At 61.6% G+C, this 17,794-nt stretch carries 15 protein-coding genes; 11 read left to right on the top strand and 4 right to left on the bottom strand.

From position 1 onward, the window contains the following. The first annotated feature begins 121 nt into the window (after positions 1 to 121). The 8 genes from H7C86_RS15410 to H7C86_RS15375 all read left to right on the top strand — a co-directional run bounded on the left by H7C86_RS15410 (position 122) and on the right by H7C86_RS15375 (position 8,593). Positions 122 to 1,306: an ABC transporter substrate-binding protein gene (locus H7C86_RS15410; RefSeq protein WP_182261780.1), complete on the top strand. Its 1,185-nt coding sequence runs from the start codon at positions 122 to 124 to the stop codon at positions 1,304 to 1,306. A gap of 15 nt (positions 1,307 to 1,321) precedes the next feature. Beyond that, positions 1,322 to 2,197: a branched-chain amino acid ABC transporter permease gene (locus H7C86_RS15405; RefSeq protein ID WP_182261779.1), complete on the top strand. Its 876-nt coding sequence runs from the start codon at positions 1,322 to 1,324 to the stop codon at positions 2,195 to 2,197. 68 nt (positions 2,198 to 2,265) lie between these two features. Then, positions 2,266 to 3,225, top strand: coding sequence for a branched-chain amino acid ABC transporter permease (locus H7C86_RS15400; protein WP_223257992.1), 960 nt, complete (start codon positions 2,266 to 2,268; stop codon positions 3,223 to 3,225). Next, positions 3,222 to 3,995 carry an ABC transporter ATP-binding protein gene (locus H7C86_RS15395; protein ID WP_182261778.1) on the top strand — a complete coding sequence of 258 codons (774 nt, stop codon included), beginning with the start codon at positions 3,222 to 3,224 and terminating at the stop codon, positions 3,993 to 3,995. The genes H7C86_RS15400 and H7C86_RS15395 overlap by 4 nt, the downstream gene beginning before the upstream one ends. 1 nt (position 3,996) lies before the next feature. Next, complete coding sequence (locus tag H7C86_RS15390; protein WP_042951161.1) at positions 3,997 to 4,701, top strand: ABC transporter ATP-binding protein; 705 nt, start codon at positions 3,997 to 3,999, stop codon at positions 4,699 to 4,701. A gap of 9 nt (positions 4,702 to 4,710) precedes the next feature. Continuing rightward, positions 4,711 to 6,351 carry a class I adenylate-forming enzyme family protein gene (locus H7C86_RS15385; RefSeq protein WP_020906734.1) on the top strand — a complete coding sequence of 547 codons (1,641 nt, stop codon included), beginning with the start codon at positions 4,711 to 4,713 and terminating at the stop codon, positions 6,349 to 6,351. Between the two features lie 68 nt (positions 6,352 to 6,419). After that, positions 6,420 to 7,439, top strand: coding sequence for an alpha/beta hydrolase (locus H7C86_RS15380; RefSeq protein WP_030535527.1), 1,020 nt, complete (start codon positions 6,420 to 6,422; stop codon positions 7,437 to 7,439). A gap of 131 nt (positions 7,440 to 7,570) precedes the next feature. After that, the gene (locus tag H7C86_RS15375; RefSeq protein WP_142006143.1) at positions 7,571 to 8,593 is read left to right on the top strand and encodes an alpha/beta hydrolase; all 1,023 of its coding nucleotides are present in this window, start codon (positions 7,571 to 7,573) and stop codon (positions 8,591 to 8,593) included. A 5-nt stretch (positions 8,594 to 8,598) separates the two neighbouring features. On the opposite strand, the gene ramB is transcribed toward H7C86_RS15375, so the two are convergent. From ramB to H7C86_RS15355, 4 genes are all read right to left on the bottom strand, one after another. Beyond that, on the bottom strand, positions 8,599 to 10,011 hold the full coding sequence (ramB, locus tag H7C86_RS15370) for an acetate metabolism transcriptional regulator RamB (protein ID WP_019744436.1): 1,413 nt from the start codon (positions 10,009 to 10,011) through the stop codon (positions 8,599 to 8,601). A gap of 122 nt (positions 10,012 to 10,133) precedes the next feature. After that, positions 10,134 to 11,393 (bottom strand): formamidase, encoded by a 1,260-nt coding sequence (gene fmdA / locus H7C86_RS15365; RefSeq protein WP_019744435.1) that lies wholly within the window; start codon positions 11,391 to 11,393, stop codon positions 10,134 to 10,136. A 94-nt stretch (positions 11,394 to 11,487) separates the two neighbouring features. Continuing rightward, a complete protein-coding gene (locus tag H7C86_RS15360) occupies positions 11,488 to 11,775 on the bottom strand; it encodes an FmdB family zinc ribbon protein (RefSeq protein ID WP_182261777.1) in 288 nt (95 codons plus the stop codon). Positions 11,776 to 11,854: 79 nt separating this feature from the next. After that, positions 11,855 to 12,478: a serine/threonine protein kinase gene (locus tag H7C86_RS15355; RefSeq protein ID WP_223257988.1), complete on the bottom strand. Its 624-nt coding sequence runs from the start codon at positions 12,476 to 12,478 to the stop codon at positions 11,855 to 11,857. A 504-nt stretch (positions 12,479 to 12,982) separates the two neighbouring features. Here H7C86_RS15355 and aceA point away from each other — a divergent pair. The 3 genes from aceA to metE all read left to right on the top strand — a co-directional run bounded on the left by aceA (position 12,983) and on the right by metE (position 17,751). Continuing rightward, complete coding sequence (gene aceA / locus H7C86_RS15350) at positions 12,983 to 14,272, top strand: isocitrate lyase (RefSeq protein ID WP_003941533.1); 1,290 nt, start codon at positions 12,983 to 12,985, stop codon at positions 14,270 to 14,272. Between the two features lie 184 nt (positions 14,273 to 14,456). Then, a complete protein-coding gene (locus tag H7C86_RS15345) occupies positions 14,457 to 15,353 on the top strand; it encodes a 3-hydroxybutyryl-CoA dehydrogenase (protein WP_003941541.1) in 897 nt (298 codons plus the stop codon). A gap of 91 nt (positions 15,354 to 15,444) precedes the next feature. Next, positions 15,445 to 17,751, top strand: coding sequence for a 5-methyltetrahydropteroyltriglutamate--homocysteine S-methyltransferase (gene metE, locus H7C86_RS15340; RefSeq protein WP_019744430.1), 2,307 nt, complete (start codon positions 15,445 to 15,447; stop codon positions 17,749 to 17,751). Positions 17,752 to 17,794 lie beyond the last annotated feature (43 nt).

Genomic DNA, 17,794 nt, shown 5'->3' with positions numbered 1-17,794 from the left:
CAGTTCCTGCGCGTGTAGTTCGAATTTTGACTATCGGTGTGACCCAGTGCATACTTCTGTCCACACTCATAAATCAAGCGCTTGTTTGATTTACCAAGCAGAGTTTGGACGGGAGATTGATGTGAGACTCGGAAAGGCGATTGCCGTCTGCGCGGCAGTGGTCCTCGGGGCGAGCGCGTGCGCATCTGCCGGTGTCATTCCCGAAGACACCATCGTCATCGGTTTGGACGAGGACTCCACCGGGCCCGGTGCGTCGTACAGCACGATCGCCGGCAAGACCGTGCGTATGACTGTCGACCTGATCAACCAGGCCGGCGGAATCAACGGCAAGCAGGTCGAATTGGTTGTCGAGAATGACGAGAGCAGTCCCACCAAGACCCCGTCGATCATTCGGAAGTTGGTCGATCACGGATCAAGTGCGGTCATCCTCGCCACCGGCAGCGGGTCGGTGCTGCAGGCCAAGTCGATTCTCCAGCAGTCGAAGATTCCCGCGATAGCTCCGGTCGTTCTCAGCGACGGCTTTGCCTCGGCGCCCGACAACGACTACTCGTTCATGATTCCGAACTCGTTGAAGCAGTACGCCCAGGTGTACTGCGGGGCTTTCGAGAAGATGGGGTACAAGTCCCTGGGAATTCTCGGTGACGCGAGTGCGTCCATCGACGGAATCATCAAGACCCTGCGGCCGGCGCTCGAGAAGTGCGCGAGAGTGACGGGCGTTGAAAAGGCGCCGGTCGATGCCGCGGACATCACCGCACAGGTCTCACGTCTCGCGGAAACCGAACCGGACGCGATTCTGGTCGCCAGTATCGGCGGGCACTTCGAAATCCTCGCGCACAACACCCTGTCGAAGATCACCCCACAGACGCAACGCTTCTCACTCGCTTCCATCGGGAACCAGCCCGCATCTTGGGCTTTGGCGGACCCGAAGGCGTTGAGCGGCATGGTGTACATGGGCTCGCTCAGTGAGAACAACCCGAGAACCGCCGAACTGCGTCGCAAGGTGCAGGCGGTGAAGGGGCCTGATTATCAACTGACTGCCTACGACGCACAGGCGTACGACGCCGTCATGATGTTGGCCGAGGCAATCGAAATTGCCGGCGACCACCGAGATCGGACGGCCGTTCGTGATGCTCTTCAACAGGTTTCGGCACTTCCCGCCAGCTTCGGCCAGGACGGATTGACACTGTCGTTCTCCTCGCAGGATCACCTGGCTCCGGACAGCCTCTGCGGACTGGTGCTCGTCGAATTCGGTGAGGACAACAAGCCGGCCCATCCGTGGGATTCCTACCAACCCCCGTGTGGATAACCGAGGAGCCTTGACATGACAGACGCACAACTGTGGCTCGCTGCCATCGAGATCGGTGCATTCTTTTCACTTATAGCCCTCGGAATGTATCTCGTGGTGGTCGGCGCCGATTTCTTCAATTTTGCGATGGGTCCGTATGCGATGGCTGCGGCCATGGCGTCGAGTTGGGTCGCGATCAATTACGGGCTCGCTCTCTGGATTGCCATGCCGCTAGGGATCGCGGTAGCGGTGGCGCTGTCGATCCTGACGGAAAAGCTTGTGGTCAAACAGGTTCAGAAGCGATCGGGTCGTGGGGAACTACCGGCGTTGGTGGCTGTGACCGCAGTACTGTTCGGGATCCAGCAGCTCGCCGGCACTGTCTTCGGCCGCACACCACTTCCCGGGCAGAAGATCTTCGACTTCGATCCGATATCGGTGCTCGGTGCCACCGTCGACAGTTCGACCTTTGTACTCGTCGTCGGAACTGCCGGGATCTTCGTCGGTATCGGACTGTGGCTGAACCGGTCCACCTCGGGCCGTCTGCTTCGCGCCGTCGGCGACAGTCCGGATGCCGCCCGCGTCCTGGGCTTGCCGGTGGATCGGGTACGCCTCATCGCGTTCACCCTCGCGGGTGTGATTGCCGCCGTCGCCGGACTTCTGTTCGCTCCCAAGGCCGGTGTTCAGTTCACGAGCGGTCTGTCATGGACGCTGACGGCATTCATCGCACTCGTCATCGGTGGTACCGGCCGGAGTTGGGCTCCGCTGATCGGCGGAATGGTGTTGGGCGTCGTCCAGGTATTCGCCCCGTACTACTTCGGTGCGAGTGCTGCTCAAACCGCGATTCTGTTGATTGCCCTGGTGTTCTTCGCTTTCCGTCCGGAAGGCTTGCTCTCGAGGAAGGTTCGCGTCTGATGGCCTCGCTTTCTACCAGTCCGCTGACGTCAAATCCGCCCGCTACATCCGGCGGTCCCCGGACGAGGATGCTCGCCGTGTCGCGAGAAGCACTGATCACCGTGGTCGTGGTTGCTGCCGTGCTGCTGTGGATGGGGCCGAGTCTGTACCGGCAGGATCTGGTGTTCCTCGCTGCGACGTATTCGCTGATCGCACTCGGTATGTACGTGCCATTCGTGCTCGCGGGATCACTGTCGATGGCGTACAGCGCGTATGCGGCGATCGGCGCGTATGCCGTTGCGCTGATCTCGGTTCGGACCGGGTTGTCGATGTGGTGGGGATGGATTCTCGGCGCCCTCGCCGCTGCAGCGGTTGCAGTACTTCTCAGCTTGGCAACGCAGAAACTCTCCGGCTTCTACCTTGCCGCGGTGACCTTGTTGTTCGGTATCGCTTTCGAGCACTGGTTGATCGACGGACCGAGTTTCACCGGCGGATCGGCCGGGATCTCGGGTGTCGAGACTGTGACGATGTTCGGCTGGGAGCCACCGCGCTACGCATTGGTCGTGTTCGCGATCTTGTTCGTGTGTCTGATCGCGGTCGCTGTCGATCGACTCCGGAAATCGGTGTGGGGGCTGATGTTGCAAGCTGCCCGCGACAATCGTAATGTCGCACGGTCTTCCGGCGTCAATCCTGCGCACCTGACCGTCGTGGCGCTGGCGATCGGTGCCGCGATCGCGTCGACCGGCGGATCGCTTTTCACCGTGTCGGTGCAAGCTGTCACTCCTGAAACCTTCACTCTCAGTATTGTTTTCCTTGCAATCTTCATGCCGATCATCGGCGGTCGCGGTTCGGCGTGGGGTGCTCCGCTCGGTGCATTGATCGTGGTGATCGTGACGCTGAACATGCCCGGCTACCAGGGAAGCGGCGAACTCCTGCTTGCCGGAGCCGTCCTGGTGATCCTCATCGTCGCGCCTGGTGGGGTGATCGGTTGGAGTCAGAACGTTCTGGGTCGAATGAACCGTCTGTACAAGGAGCGTGGCAATCGATGACTCGGCTACTCGAAGTGAGCGGGCTCCACAAGTCCTACGGCGGCGTCCGCGCTGTCGACGATGTCTCGTTCAGCGTCGGACCGGGAGAGGTGATCGGCCTGGTCGGCCCGAACGGGGCAGGCAAGACCACACTGGTGGACTGCATCTTCGGCACACAGCAAGCAGATTCCGGAACCGTCGCGCTCGCGGGTGCTGCCTTGACCGGGCCGTCGGAGCGCCGTGCACGGCAAGGGCTCTCGCGCACGTTTCAACATCCGCAGCTCGCGGCGGAACTCGACGCCGTCGACAACATCATCCCGGGACTGTACGGGCACAAGATCACCTCACCTCTGCACTCGCTGTGGTGGGCGATCAAAGGACCTTTCGAGAACTGGGACCGGACAGCACAGCGGGCCCGGGAGATTGCTGCGGCATACTCGGTCACCGACGTCGAGAGTGCTTGCGGGGATCTCAGTTTGGGGGCGCAGCGTCTGGTCGAGGTGGCGCGGGCGATGGCGACCGAACCCGATGTTCTCCTGTTGGACGAACCGTTTGCCGGCGCGGATCACGACGGCATCGCTGCCATCTCCGGTGCCGTGCGATCGATTGCCGCGCAGGGCAAAGGAGTAGTCCTGGTCGATCACAACGTCGATCTCATCGCGGCGCTCGCCACCAAGATCGTGCTGCTCAATTTCGGATCAGTGGCGAACTACGGACCACCGCAGGAGTGCTTGGCCAGCGACGCGATGCGAGAAGTCTATTTCGGTTCCGAATACGAGGAAGGCGCCTGACATGCTCGAACTCGACAGAGTCACAGTTCGATACGGATCCGCTGTCGCCGTCCGGGAAGTCTCCCTTGTCGCCCCCGCCGGTGAAGTGACAGCGATCGTCGGGCCGAACGGTGCAGGCAAGACCAGCTTGGCGGGATCCATCTACGGCTCGGTTCCCGCCACCGGGACAATCAAATTCGATGGTCGAGAGATCCAGAAATTATCGGCACTGGATCGTGTCCGCAGCGGATTTGCCTACGTACCCCAAGGCAGGCAACTGTTCATGCGAATGTCCGTTCGCGAGAACCTACGCGTCGGCGCAGACCTGCTGGGATTGAAAGCCGAAGCCGTGGAAACAGCTTTCGAGAGGTTCCCGATCCTGCATGAACGCTCCGAGAGTTATGCCGGGGTCCTCAGTGGTGGTGAGCAGCAGATGTTGGTTCTGGGGCGGGCCCTTCTGGAAACCCCGAAGGTGTTGCTCCTCGACGAGATGATGACAGGACTGGCACCGAAAATCGTCGCGGAGCTGCGAGCGCTGGTCGGGGGTCTGGCCGCCGAGGGTGTGACCGTCATCGTGACGGAACCGGCACTTACTGCACTGAAATCGGTTGTCGACCGCGGATATGTCATGCAGCGCGGCGAACTCGTCCGCGAATGCGATTCCGCAGCGACACTGGACAACGCGTACAAACAATCGATGGGCGTACTCAGCGCCGACGGGAGATGATCGACGATCATGCTTGAAACGAAGACACTCGACTTCACCGTCGGTGAATTCGCCACGAATCCGGACCGGTTCGCCGGCGTCAGCATCAGCGAAATGGTCAGGCATTGGTCTGAGACCATCCCGGACGAAACCGCCTTTGTCACTCCGGAATCGAGGGTGTCGTGGAAACAGTACGACGCGGCTGCCGATGCGATCGCGTCGGCGCTGGATCTAGCTGGTGAGGGATACGGACATGTAGCCGTGTTGCTCCCCGACACCGCTGTCTTTCATGCGGCTCTCTGCGCAGCATTTCGTACCGGCCGCGTCGCGGTCGGAATCGGTTCGCGCTCGGGCATTCGCGAGATCTCTCATCTGATCGCCCGCTCGGAAGCCTCCGTACTCGTCACCACTCGCACGCTGCGCGGCGTCGATACCGCCGAACTCGTGGCGAGTCTGCGGGCAGAGCATCCCGGACTGGACGTCGTCTTCGCCGACGAACGCGCCGACGTGAGTTTCGAACGCGTGAGTGCAAACGGCGAACTCACCTCGTTGCCGGTCGAGCTAAAGCAGTTCCCCGCAACCAGTCCGTGTTTTGTCACGTCAGCCGTTTCGATGCTGAACTCGACGTCCGGCACAACGGGCCTACCCAAACTGGTCACACAAACCGAGGATCGTTGGGTTGGTTTCTCCGAGATTGCCGCCGAGGCGGCGGCGATCGGTCCGGATGAGGTGTTCCTCGGCGCGGTTCCGGCACCTTTCGGATTCGGCCTCTGGACTTCGCATTTCCTGCCGGCGCTACTCGGTGCTCGCAATGTCGTCATGGAACGCTTCGACGTTTCGGTGATGATCGAGTTGATCGAGCGCGAACGGGTGACTGCTTTGAATTGTGTGAGTACACAATTCAAGATGCTGTTGCGTTCGGAGGCCGCGGAATCGGCCGATCTCTCGTCACTTCGTTTCATGTTCACCGGTGGTGAAGCCGTGCCGTATTCGGAGGCACTGGCCTTCGAACAACGTACCGGAGCGGCTGTCCTGCAGTTCTACGGATCAAACGAAACCGGCGCCGTCTCGGTGACGACGGTTTCGGACGGTTCCGATACCCGACTGAAGACGTGCGGCCACGTCATCGATCGCATGCAAGTTCGTGTATTCGACGATGCGGCAAAGGAAGTGACCGGCTCCGTCCGTCGCGGTCAGCCTGCGGTCAACGGCCCGCTGATGTGCCAGGGTTATTGGGGCGACGTCGATGCAAACGACGAGTTGTACACCGACGACGGTTGGATGCTTCTCGGCGACATCGTCGAGATCGACGAGACCGGGCGGGTGCGTGTGGTCGGGCGCAAAGCCGACATCATCATTCGAGGCGGCAAGAACATTTCCGCGGTCGAGGTCGAGGAGTACGTGCGCGCGCATCCTTCGGTGGAACTGGTCGCCGTGGTCGGAGTCGACGATCCGCTGTTCGGTGAGAAGGTCTGTGCGGTCGTCGTGTCCGCCGATGACGATCTGAGTTCGGTGGACCTGACCGCCTGGCTGCAGAGCCGAGGAGTGACCCGCGAGTACATACCCGAGTACGTGATGACGGTCGCCGAATTGCCGATGGCGGCAGGCGGCAAAGTAGCCAAGGGCGAAGTCAAGGCACTCGCGCAGAGGCGGATCGCTGAACTCGGCTGATCGCGCCTGACAGTACCGGCGTCGCGTTACGCTGATCCGGACATTTTGCCGAGAGTGAAGGAAACCCGATGACGAACCCTTCACCGCATCGGTGGCGCAGGCGCTTGCTGTGGGCTCTGGCAATTGTGTTCGTTCTGGTCGGAGCCGTGGTTCTGGCCTTCGTTCTGAGCCCGAGACCTGGCGCACTCACCGTGCGATGGGTCTTCGATCGTGATGCCGTGAAAGTCACCGAGGCGCTCGAGAAGCACGCGCCCGAAGGCGTCGACTCGATCAAGGACCAGCAGTACCGCGCCGAAGACGACGACGCATACCTGGATGTCTACTTTCCCGCAGCGACGACGACCGCATTGCCTACGGTGATCTGGACTCATGGCGGTGCCTGGATCTCGGGAAGCAAGTCCAACTACGCGCCGTACTACGAGTTGCTGGCCTCTCGTGGCTACACCGTTGTGTCCCTGGACTACTCACTCGGACCTGAGCACCACTATCCGACAGCGGTGCGGCAGCTCAACGACGCTCACGCGTACGTCGTCGCGAATGCGGAACGGCTGCATGTTGATCCGACGACGGTCGTTCTCGCCGGTGATTCTGCGGGAGCGCAACTCTCGAGTCAGCTCGCCACTCTCATCACTGATCCCGCGTATGCGAACCGTGTGGGCGTGGTCCCGTCGCTGCGGCCGGATCAGTTACGTGGAGTAATCCTGAACTGTGGAATCTACGACGTCGGGAACATGGTCGGCGGACCCGGCATCATCGGTTGGGGGGTTGATCGGTCCCTCTGGGCGTATACCGGCGTGCGTGACTTCATGAGTACCGACGCAGCGGATCAGATGTCGACCTTGAACTACGTCAGCGCTCAATTTCCGCCTGCCTACATCAGCGGCGGCAACGCGGATCCTTTGACAGATTCTCAGTCGAAACCGTTGGCTGACAAATTGACGGGGTTGGGAGTTGCGGTCGACACACTGTTCTATCCGGCCGATCACGTTCCGGCGCTCGGTCACGAGTATCAGTTCGATCTGGACAATGCCGACGGTCTCACTGCCCTCGATCGCACGGTTCAGTTTCTCGACGCACACACCCGCTAGTTGTCGGATGATGCTGAGACGCTGAAGAAATGGGCATTTCAGACAAAGCGCCGCGGGTGTGTTGCCGGGGAATTCTCGACTAGTCCTTTTGGTCTAGCCTGGGTGAATCTGATCCGACCCCAGGAGTTGTTGTGCGCGCGTCTTCCCCCGACAGACGGCGAAGGCGCATTGTCGGAATCGCGGCGGTATTCGTCGTCATTCTGCTGTCCGGGGTAACCGCGGCAATCGTCAGTCCGTGGCCAGGAGTTCTCCTCGTACGGTGGATGTCAGCGGGTGGCTCCGAAGCGACTCACGCACAACTCGACAGGCATGCACCGTCAGGAATCGTCTCGATTCTCGATCAGTCGTACCGCGACGGCGACGACGATGCACAACTGGACGTTTACTACCCGTCGGAGTCCACTTCGGCGCTACCCACGGTGGTCTGGGTGCACGGCGGTGGCTGGATATCAGGATCGAGAACTGATGCCGACGGTTACTACAAACTGTTGGCAAATCAAGGCTTCACTGTGATTTCGGTGGACTACTCACTGGGACCAGATGCGTATTACCCCACCGCAGTGAATCAACTGACCGACGCGTATCGATTTATCGTGAGCAATGCGGACAGGTTGCATGTCGATTCGAACAATCTCTTTCTTGCGGGAGATTCGGCAGGCGCGCAGTTGTCCAGTCAGTTGGCGACGGTCATGACCAGCCCTGACTACGCGTCGGAAATGGGTGTGGAACCGGCATTACGTCCCGAGCAGATACGCGGAGTTGTCCTCGACTGTGGGGTCTTCGATCTGAAACCCCTGCTGTCGCAGGGGAAGTACTTCGGTTGGGGCGTCGACAAGCAGTCGCTGTGGGGGTATCTCGGAACGAGGGACTTCGACGGGTCGACTGCAGTGGGTCAGATGTCGACACTGGGCCATGTGACCTCGGACTTTCCAGCGACGTTCATCACCGGCGGAAATGTCGACCCACTGACCGCCAGCCAGTCGAAACCCATGGCAGAACGGCTCGCCGATCTGGGCGTCGAAGTAGACGCACTGTTCTACCCCGACGATCACGAGCCTGCGCTGGACCACGAATATCAGTTCGACCTCGATACCGTGGACGGGATGATCGCATTCGATCGCACAGTCGCGTTCCTACGCAACTACGTGCGTTAGCGCGGTCAGCGAATCACGTAAGGCGAAATCGAACTCCGGTGCTCGCTGATGTCGAGGTCTTTACCCAAGGGCGGGAAGGCACGCTGCGGACAGTTGAGGCGTTCGCAGACGCGGCAGCCCGAGCCGATCGGCGTTCCCGGATTCGACTCGTCCAGATCCAGACCGTCGCTGTAGACGAGTCGGTGGGCGTGTCGAATCTCGCATCCCAATCCGATGGCGAAGATCTTTGCGGGCTGTCCGTATCGAGCCGCTCGACGTTCGACCGTGCGAGCAACCCAGAGGTATCGGCGGCCGTCGGGCATCTGTGCGATCTGGGGCATGATCTTGCCCGGATACGAGAACGTCTCGTAGACGTTCCACAGCGGGCACGTACCGCCGCTGGTGGAGAAGTGGAATCCGGTGGCGGACTGACGCTTCGACATGTTTCCGGCACGGTCGACACGGACGAACATGAACGGAACCCCGCGAAGTTTGGGGCGCTGCAGAGTCGAGAGGCGGTGGCAGATCGTCTCGTAGCTCGCGGAATAGAAGGCGGACATGCGCTCGATGTCGTACCGGAAGTCCTCGGCGACGTCGTGGAACTGGCTGTAGGGGAGCACGGTGGCCGCCGCGAAGTAGTTGGCCAATCCAAGTCGCGCCAAAGAGACCGACGCTTCGCTGGTGAAGTTGCCTTCGGCCACCAACGAGTCGAGCAGATCGCCGTGCTCGAGGTACGCGAGTTCTGTCGCGAACTTGAAGACCTGTTGCCCGCCGGAGAGCCGTGCGGAGATTTCCAGGACCCTGGTATCCGGGTCGTAACGATGAAGTATGTTCTCGCCCAGGTCGACTCGTCGAACGATCTGCACGCCGTGGACGGTTTCCAGGCGCCTGGCGATCTCGCCGGCGACGTCGCCGCGATGAAAGCGCATCCGGGCAGTCAGTTCTTCGGCCGCGGTGTCGAGATCGTGAATGTAGTTCTGCCGCTGATAGAAGTAGTCGCGCACTTCCTCGTGCGGCATGGTGATCGAACCGCTGCCGCTGCCGTCCGAGAAGCGGTCTTCCGTCGCTGCGGCGAGCTGCGCCGTCGTGTTGCGGAAGCGGCGATGCATGTTGACCATCGCCTTTGCCAGGCCCGGGTGTGTGGAGACCATCTCCGCGATTTCGTGGGCGTCGGCGTCGATGCCCATCTCCTGATCGAGGGCAACTTCACGCATTTCCGCGATCAGGCGCGTGTCGTCCTGTGGGGAGAAGAAGGTGGTGTCGACGCCGAAGACTTCACTGATTCGCAGGAGGACCGGCACGGTGAGTGGCCGGACGTCGTGCTCGATCTGATTGAGATAGCTTGCCGAGATCTCCAGCGTCTTGGCCAGCGAAGCCTGACTCAACCCGCGCTCGGTCCGCAGTTGGCGGAGCCGGACACCGACAAAGGTTTTCGACATTTTCCCAGGATACGAGTGACAGTCCGGCTTCGCAAAGGTGGGTTTGCAGAATTCGCACCGGTACCCCCTGTGAGTGGTTAAAGGAGTCCTGGCACTCCTCAACCACTCACGGGGCCGGAGGCCTAGACCCTGTTCTCCGAACGCGGAGCGCCGATTCCGGGATCGATCTGGAACGGTCCGCTCGACGAGGGTGCGAGGGGGAAGTCGAAGATCGCAGTCGGGAGATACACCGTCGAACACGAGTTGGGGATATCCACGACGCCAGACAGGCGGCCCTCGATCGGTGCCGCACCCAGCAGCAGGTACGCCTGCTCCGGCGCGTACCCGAACTTGGTCAGGTACTCGATCGCATGCAGGCACGCACGCTGGTAGGACAGATGTGAATCCAGGTACTTCTGTTCGCCGTCCAACGTGACGGAAGTGCCCGAGAACGCAAGCCACTCGGAATACTGCGGATCCGTGTTGCCCGGCATGAAGATGGCGTTCTCGGAAACGCCGTAGGTATCCATTCCGCCCTTGATGATGTCCACACGAAGATCGATGAAGCCGCCCATCTCGATGGCACCGCAGAAAGTGATCTCACCGTCGCCCTGGGAGAAGTGAAGATCGCCGACCGACAGATTCGCACCGTCCACGAACACCGGATAGAAGATTCGGCTGCCCTTGGTGAGGTTCTTGATGTCCTGGTTTCCGCCGTTCTCACGCGGGGGAGCGGTGCGAGCCGCCTCGCCGGCTACGCGTGTGTACTCGTCACCGGTCAAGGTTCCCAGTACTGCATCGCGGGGCTCGGGCGGAAGTGCAAGCGGGGGAACCCGATTGGGATCGGTGGCAATGAGGGCGCCCTCGCGGGCATTCCACTTGGCGAGCAAGGCTGCCGACGGAGCCGTGCCCATGAGTCCCGGGTGGACGATGCCCGTGAACGAGACGTGCGGAATGTGACGCGACGTCGCCGTTTGGCCGGAGAAATCCCAGACGGCTTTGTACGCGTCGGGGAACTGTTCGGTGAGGAAGCCGCCGCCGTTGTTCCGAGGGAAGATGCCCGTGTACCCCCAGCCTTGGCCGGCCAACGGACCCGAATCTTCTTGGGGGATAGGCCCGATATCCAAGATGTCGACGATCAGGAGGTCGCCGGGCTTCGCGCCTTCGACGGAAAAGGGGCCGGACAGCGTGTGGACCGTGGTCAGTGGTGCATTGAGAATGTCGTCGGCCGAGTCGTCGTTGTGTATTGCGCCGTCGAACCATTCGCGGCAATGGACACGAAACGCATCACCGGGTTTCACCGTCACCGCCGCCGGGATGTCCGGGTGCCACCGATTGTGGCCGACGATCGCCTGGTCGGTGAATTTCTTGGCGGAATCGAGTGGAAACAGCAGTTCAGGCATATGCACTCCTCATTCTCGAAGAAACGGAAAACTCGTGGCGGCAGGACTTTCGGGTCGGATCGGGACTCACGGCCAGGACGCGCGGTGAGGACGGTCAGGGGCGAGGTAGCTTGCGGTGCAACGGATTGGACGTCGTCGGGGTAGATTGTCGGCCACGGCCGGGTAGTGACCCACTGACCACGGCAGGCTCGTGAGCTGATCGGGCAGTGCTGTCCAGTAGACCCATCGCAGTTGACGAGCTGTGACTCAAACGGGGAGACGAGACAACACGCTTCGACTCGAGACTGCACTGGGGACAGCTGATCGACTGGGGCACTTCGGCCATCGCGAACGACCGCTCGAGCGGGCCGCAGCCGGTACAGCGAAACTCGTACAGAGGCATGCGGTCACGCTATCGGAGGATCCGTAAGTGCGACACTGGAACGACACGCACCGGGTTGCCGATGCCGCAATTGCGCCCGTCAGCGCAAGTACACAACCGCGTTGTCTCCGCCGGTACAGGTGACGATGCCGGAGGTCACCTTGCATGCCATCGTGTACTCCTTGCCGGTCACCGGACTACGTGCGGACACGGTGCTGGAGGCACCGGCGGCACCGGAGTTTCCGTAGGCGATCCGAACTGCCTCGGCAAACTCGCACGAAGTTTTGCCCCCACTTGTCGCGGACTCCTTGTAACTTCCGGCCGGCTGCCCGCCGGGGCAGGCGGACGCACCGGCCGGGAAGTTCGCGGCGCGTGTGGTCGTCGGGGATGTCGTGCTGGGAGCGGTTGTCGTGGTGCCGGGTGTGTTCGCGGCGGTGATGGTGGTCTGGGCCGCGCCACCGGCGGCTGAGTTTGGGACGTCCTTCGGCCAGAGGACCCAGGCAAGCCCGCCGAAGAGAGCCAACACAGTGATGACTCCGATTACGGATACCGGAATCACCCAGCCGGGCCGACGCGGCGGCGGATTTCCACGTGGCGGTGCAGGCGGGAATCCCTGGGGCGGGGGATACGACTGCGGCGCGGCCCGGTAGCCCAACTGCGGCGGCTGTGGACCGGATTGCGACCATGCCTGGTTGTTCGGTGGCCGCTGATAGTTGTCCGGCACCGCTTTATCGCCCGGTCGGGGGCGTCGAACGACAAGTCATGGTTCGACAGCATATGGCCGGCGAATGGGTTGTCTGTGGCTTTCTGGCGGGTAGATCCCTGGAATTGCCCGAGCGAAGCCTGTTGCCACGAAGTGATTGCGGTCACTTGCGAGTCGTGAAGTTGGCTCCGAAGTAGCGGATGGGCCTGTTCCGAGTGCCGCGCGAACTGCCGGAATTCGCAAGCGGCGGAGTTGAGTGCATTTCGTTCACAGCCTGCGGTTTCTTTGCTACTCGCCAGTACGGAACCTGTCCGATTGGGTAGTACCAGCCGTGTAGGAATCTTCACAGACTTAGCAAAGTGTGTTGAAAAGGTAGCGAAGATTGGCATTAGCAACAGGTAGACGGCACTTTTTCGATGTGCCATTCTCGGTAAGTACACAAGAAGGGCCTGGCAAGTATGTGAAGTAGTACGCACGTACTGCTCACAACAGGCCGGACCAGCAGATCAAAGAGATGGAGTCTTGATGTCGACCACCGGCACCCCGAAGACCGCAGCTGAGCTCCAGCAGGATTGGGACACCAACCCTCGCTGGAAGGGCGTTACTCGTAACTACACGGCCGATCAGGTCGTCAAGCTCCAGGGCACCGTCGTCGAGGAGCAGACCCTCGCTCGTCGCGGATCCGAGATCCTGTGGGATCTCGTGAACAACGAGGACTACATCAACTCCCTCGGTGCACTTACCGGCAACATGGCTGTGCAGCAGGTTCGCGCCGGCCTGAAGGCCATCTACCTCTCCGGTTGGCAGGTTGCCGGCGACGCTAACCTCTCGGGCCACACGTACCCGGACCAGAGCCTCTACCCGGCCAACTCGGTTCCGACCGTCGTTCGTCGCATCAACAACGCACTGCTGCGCGCCGACGAGATCGCCAAGACCGAGGGTGACACCTCCGTCAGCAACTGGCTCGCTCCGATCGTTGCCGACGCCGAAGCCGGCTTCGGTGGCGCTCTCAACGCTTACGAGCTGCAGAAGGCCATGATCGGCGCCGGCGCTGCCGGTGTCCACTGGGAGGATCAGCTCGCTTCGGAGAAGAAGTGCGGCCACCTCGGCGGCAAGGTGCTCATCCCCACGCAGCAGCACATCCGCACCCTGACCTCGGCTCGCCTGGCTTCCGACGTTGCGGACGTTCCGTCCGTCATCATCGCCCGCACCGACGCTGAGGCTGCAACCCTCATCACCTCCGACGTGGACGAGCGTGACCGCCCGTTCCTCGACGGAACCCGCACGGCTGAAGGCTTCTACGGCGTCAAGAACGGCATCGAGCCCTGCATCGCTCGCGCCAAGGCTTACGCACCGTACGCAGACCTCATCTGGATGGAGACCGGCGTGCCGGATCTCGAGGTTGCAAAGAAGTTCGCCGAGTCCGTTCGCAGCGAATTCCCGGACCAGCTCCTGGCCTACAACTGCTCCCCTTCCTTCAACTGGAAGGCGCACCTGGACGACGCGACCATCGCGAAGTTCCAGAAGGAGCTCGGCGCGATGGGCTTCAAGTTCCAGTTCATCACGCTGGCCGGCTTCCACTCGCTCAACTACGGCATGTTCGACCTGGCCTACGGCTACGCCCGCGAAGGCATGACGGCATTCGTCGACCTGCAGGAGCGCGAGTTCAAGGCTGCCGAAGAGCGTGGCTTCACCGCCATCAAGCACCAGCGTGAGGTTGGCGCCGGCTACTTCGACACCATCGCCACCACCGTTGACCCCAACACCTCGACGGCAGCTCTCAAGGGCTCCACCGAAGAGGGCCAGTTCCACTAAGAACTGACTTCGGGTGGGGGAGAGGCTCGGCTTCGGGTCTCTCCCCTGCTTGTATCACCGCACTACTTTCTCTCGTCTTCAAGGCAGTTCCGATTGCGTCGGCCACCAGCGTCGACGCCGTTCGAAGTGCTTCTTTTACAACACCTTCACCAGACAAACTCCACGAGACAAACAAGGAGCTGACGTGACCAGCGAAAAAATTCAGCGCGTCGGCGTTATCGGCGCCGGAATCATGGGTGCCGGAATCGCCGAGGTGTGCGCCCGCGCACATGTCGATGTTCTGGTCTTCGAGCAGACTCGCGAGCTTGCAGCAGCCGGGCGTTCACGCATCCTGCGTTCGCTCGACCGCGGTGTGAGCAGCGGAAAGATCACAGAACGTGAGCGTGAGCAGGCCGCATGGCGTCTGCGTTTCACCTCCGATCTGGGAGATTTCGCGGACCGCCAGCTCGTCGTGGAGGCCGTCGTCGAAGACGAGAAGATCAAGAGCGAAATCTTCGCCGAGCTCGACGCGGTCGTGACGGACCCGGATGCGGTTCTCGCATCCAACACGTCGTCGATCCCGATCATGAAGCTCGGCATCTCGACCAAGCGTCCCGAGCGAGTCATCGGTATGCACTTCTTCAACCCGGTTCCGGTTCTGCCGCTCGTCGAATTGGTGACGACGCTCAAGACCAGTGCCTCCGTCTCGCAGCGCGCCGAGGCTTTTGCCAGCGACATCCTCGGCAAGCAGGTCGTCCGCAGTGCCGACCGCTCCGGCTTCGTCGTCAACGCACTCCTGGTGCCGTACCTGCTCTCGGCGATCCGCATGGTCGAGTCTGGCTTCGCTACGAAGGAAGACATCGACAAGGCAACGGTTCTCGGCCTCGCGCACCCCATGGGTCCGCTGGCTCTGACGGACCTGGTCGGACTCGACACCGTCAAGTCCATCGCCGACTCCATGTACGAAGAGTTCAAGGAGCCGCTGTACTCCGCTCCGCCGCTGCTCCTGCGTATGGTCGAAGCCGGATTGACCGGCAAGAAGTCCGGCGCGGGCTTCTACGAATACGCCGACAACGGTCGCTCCACCAAGCAGGCAAGCTAAGGCCCAAAGCCCCTGTGCGCGTTTGTGGAGTGTAGAGACTCCATAAACGCGCACAGGGCGCTCGCGCCCCTCGGTTAGAAAGGTCGACCGCATGTCCAGCAGCACTGCAGCATTCGGCTCCAGCGTCCTGGGGTATCCGCGCATCGGGCCGCGCCGTGAGCTCAAGCGCGCCCTCGAGTCCTACTGGCACGGCACTTCGGACAAGGACGCACTTCTCGCGGTCGCCAAGGAACTCCAGGAATCGACCTGGAGTGAACTGGCTGCGACGGGACTGAGCCAGGTTCCGGGCAACACCTTCTCCTTCTACGATCACGTCCTCGACAATGCGCTGCTCTTCGGCGCAGTGCCGGAGCGGTTCAAGCCGCTCGAGGGCGCCCTCGATCCGCTCGATTTCTACTTCACGATGGCCCGCGGTCGCCCGGACTTCCCGCCTCTCGAGCTGGTGCGCTTCTTCGGCACGAACTACTACTACCGTCAGCCCGAGATCGACGCGAACACGGTGTTCTCGCTCAACTCGGAGGCACTTCTCGACGAGTTCGAACGCGCTAAGGCGCGCGGCATCGAATTGCGCCCCGTCATCATGGGGCCCGTCTCGCTGCTTCTGCTATCGAAGGTCGGACCTGCCACCGAGAAGTCCGATCCGAACTTCACCCCGCTCGACTTGTTGGACGCGCTCCTGCCCGAGTACGAGAAGCTCTTCGAGCAGCTCGCCAAGGCCGGCGCCACCTGTGTTCAGTTGGACGAGCCTTCGGTGACCGAGGACCGCACCCCCGAGGAGCTAGCCGCTCTTGGACGTGCGTACGAGAAGCTGTCGACGGCTCCGCTCCGCCCGCGTCTATTGGTGACCGGTCCGTACGGCAAGTTCGGCGAAGCCCTCAACATCTTGGCGCCCACCAAGATCGAAGCCTTCGGTCTGGACTTGGTGCACGGCAAGATCACGGCCGAGGAACTGGCCGCGGTGCCGAACATCAAGCGCAAGCGCATCTACGCGGGCGTCGTCGACGGTCGCAACGTCTGGCGCGTCGACCGGTTCAACACCTTGACGTACCTGAACGAACTCAAGGACGTTGTGCCCGACCTCGTCGTCTCCACGTCGTCGTCGCTGCTGCACGTGCCGTACGACGTGCTCTCCGAGTACGACATTCCAGGGGACGTCGCAGACCGTCTGGCTTTTGCGAAGCAGAAGGTCGGCGAGGTCGTCTCCCTGGCGAAGGCACTCACCGAAGGTCCTTCGGACAAGTGGCGTAAGCGTCCGACGAAGGTGCACTTCAAGCTCAAGCACGCTGTCCGTGCTCGGGTCAACGCGATCAAGCCCGAAGATCGTGTGCGTGCACCGTACGAGGAGCGTCGTAAAGCTCAGCAGGAACGGTTGAACCTGCCCTTGGTTCCGGCCCAGACATTGGGTTCGTTCCCGCAGACCGACGCGATTCGCCAGGCTCGTTACGAACTCGGCCAGGGGCGTTTGGAGTGGGACGACTACTACAAGCGCATCCAGGAAGAGATCGAGCGCACAATCCGTCTGCAAGAGGACATCGGTCTCGATGTCTTCGTGCACGGCGAGCACGAGCGCAACGACATGGTCCAGTACTTCGCCGAACTGCTCGAGGGCTATGCCTTCACGCACAACGGTTGGGTTCAGGCCTACGGATCTCGTTGTACGCGTCCGCCGATTCTCTACGGCGACATCGCACGTCCGAAGCCGATGACGGTCGAATGGATTGCGTACGCGCAGTCGCTGACCGACAAGCCGGTCAAGGGCATGCTGACGGGTCCGGTCACCATGATCGCCCGTTCGTTCGTTCGTCAGGATCAGCCGCTCTACGAAACGGCAGAGCAACTGGCACTTGTCATTCGAGACGAAATCGCGGATCTCGAAGCTGCCGGAATCGCCATCATCCAGGTGGACGAGCCGGCAATTCGTGAACTGCTGCCACTGCGTGAGGACGGCCGGGAGGCCTACCTGGAGTGGGCCGTCGACGCGTTCCGTCTGGCAACAGGTGGAGCGAAGCCGGAAACACAGATCCACACACATCTGACGTACTCCGCTCGGTCGTCGGTGGTCGACGCCATCGAACGGTTGGACGCCGATGTGACGGCTATCGTCGCGACCCGCTCCATCACGTGGGTTCTCGAAGCACTCAAGGAAGGCGCGCTCACGCACGGCGTCGGCCCCGGTGTGTACGAATCTCGTTCGGCTCGGATTCCCGACATCGACGAGCTCGACGAATTGCTCACCGAGGCAAGCGAATCGATCTCTCTCGATCGTTTGTGGGCCAACCCGGACGGTGGCCTCAAGACCCGCCATCCATGGCAGCTCGAGCCTTCGCTGCGGAACATGGTTGCGGCCGCGAGGCGCCTGCGTCGTCGCGCCGAACAAGCGGAGCGCGACGCCGGGTAAGTCACGTCAAGAAAACGTCATGGAGGGGCCTGCGATTTGCAGG

Source organism: Rhodococcus sp. UFZ-B548, from assembly GCF_903819475.1.
Lineage (GTDB): Bacteria > Actinomycetota > Actinomycetes > Mycobacteriales > Mycobacteriaceae > Rhodococcus_F > Rhodococcus_F erythropolis.
Note: the sequence above shows the minus strand (reverse complement) of the source record. Positions and strands in the feature narration are given on the sequence as shown.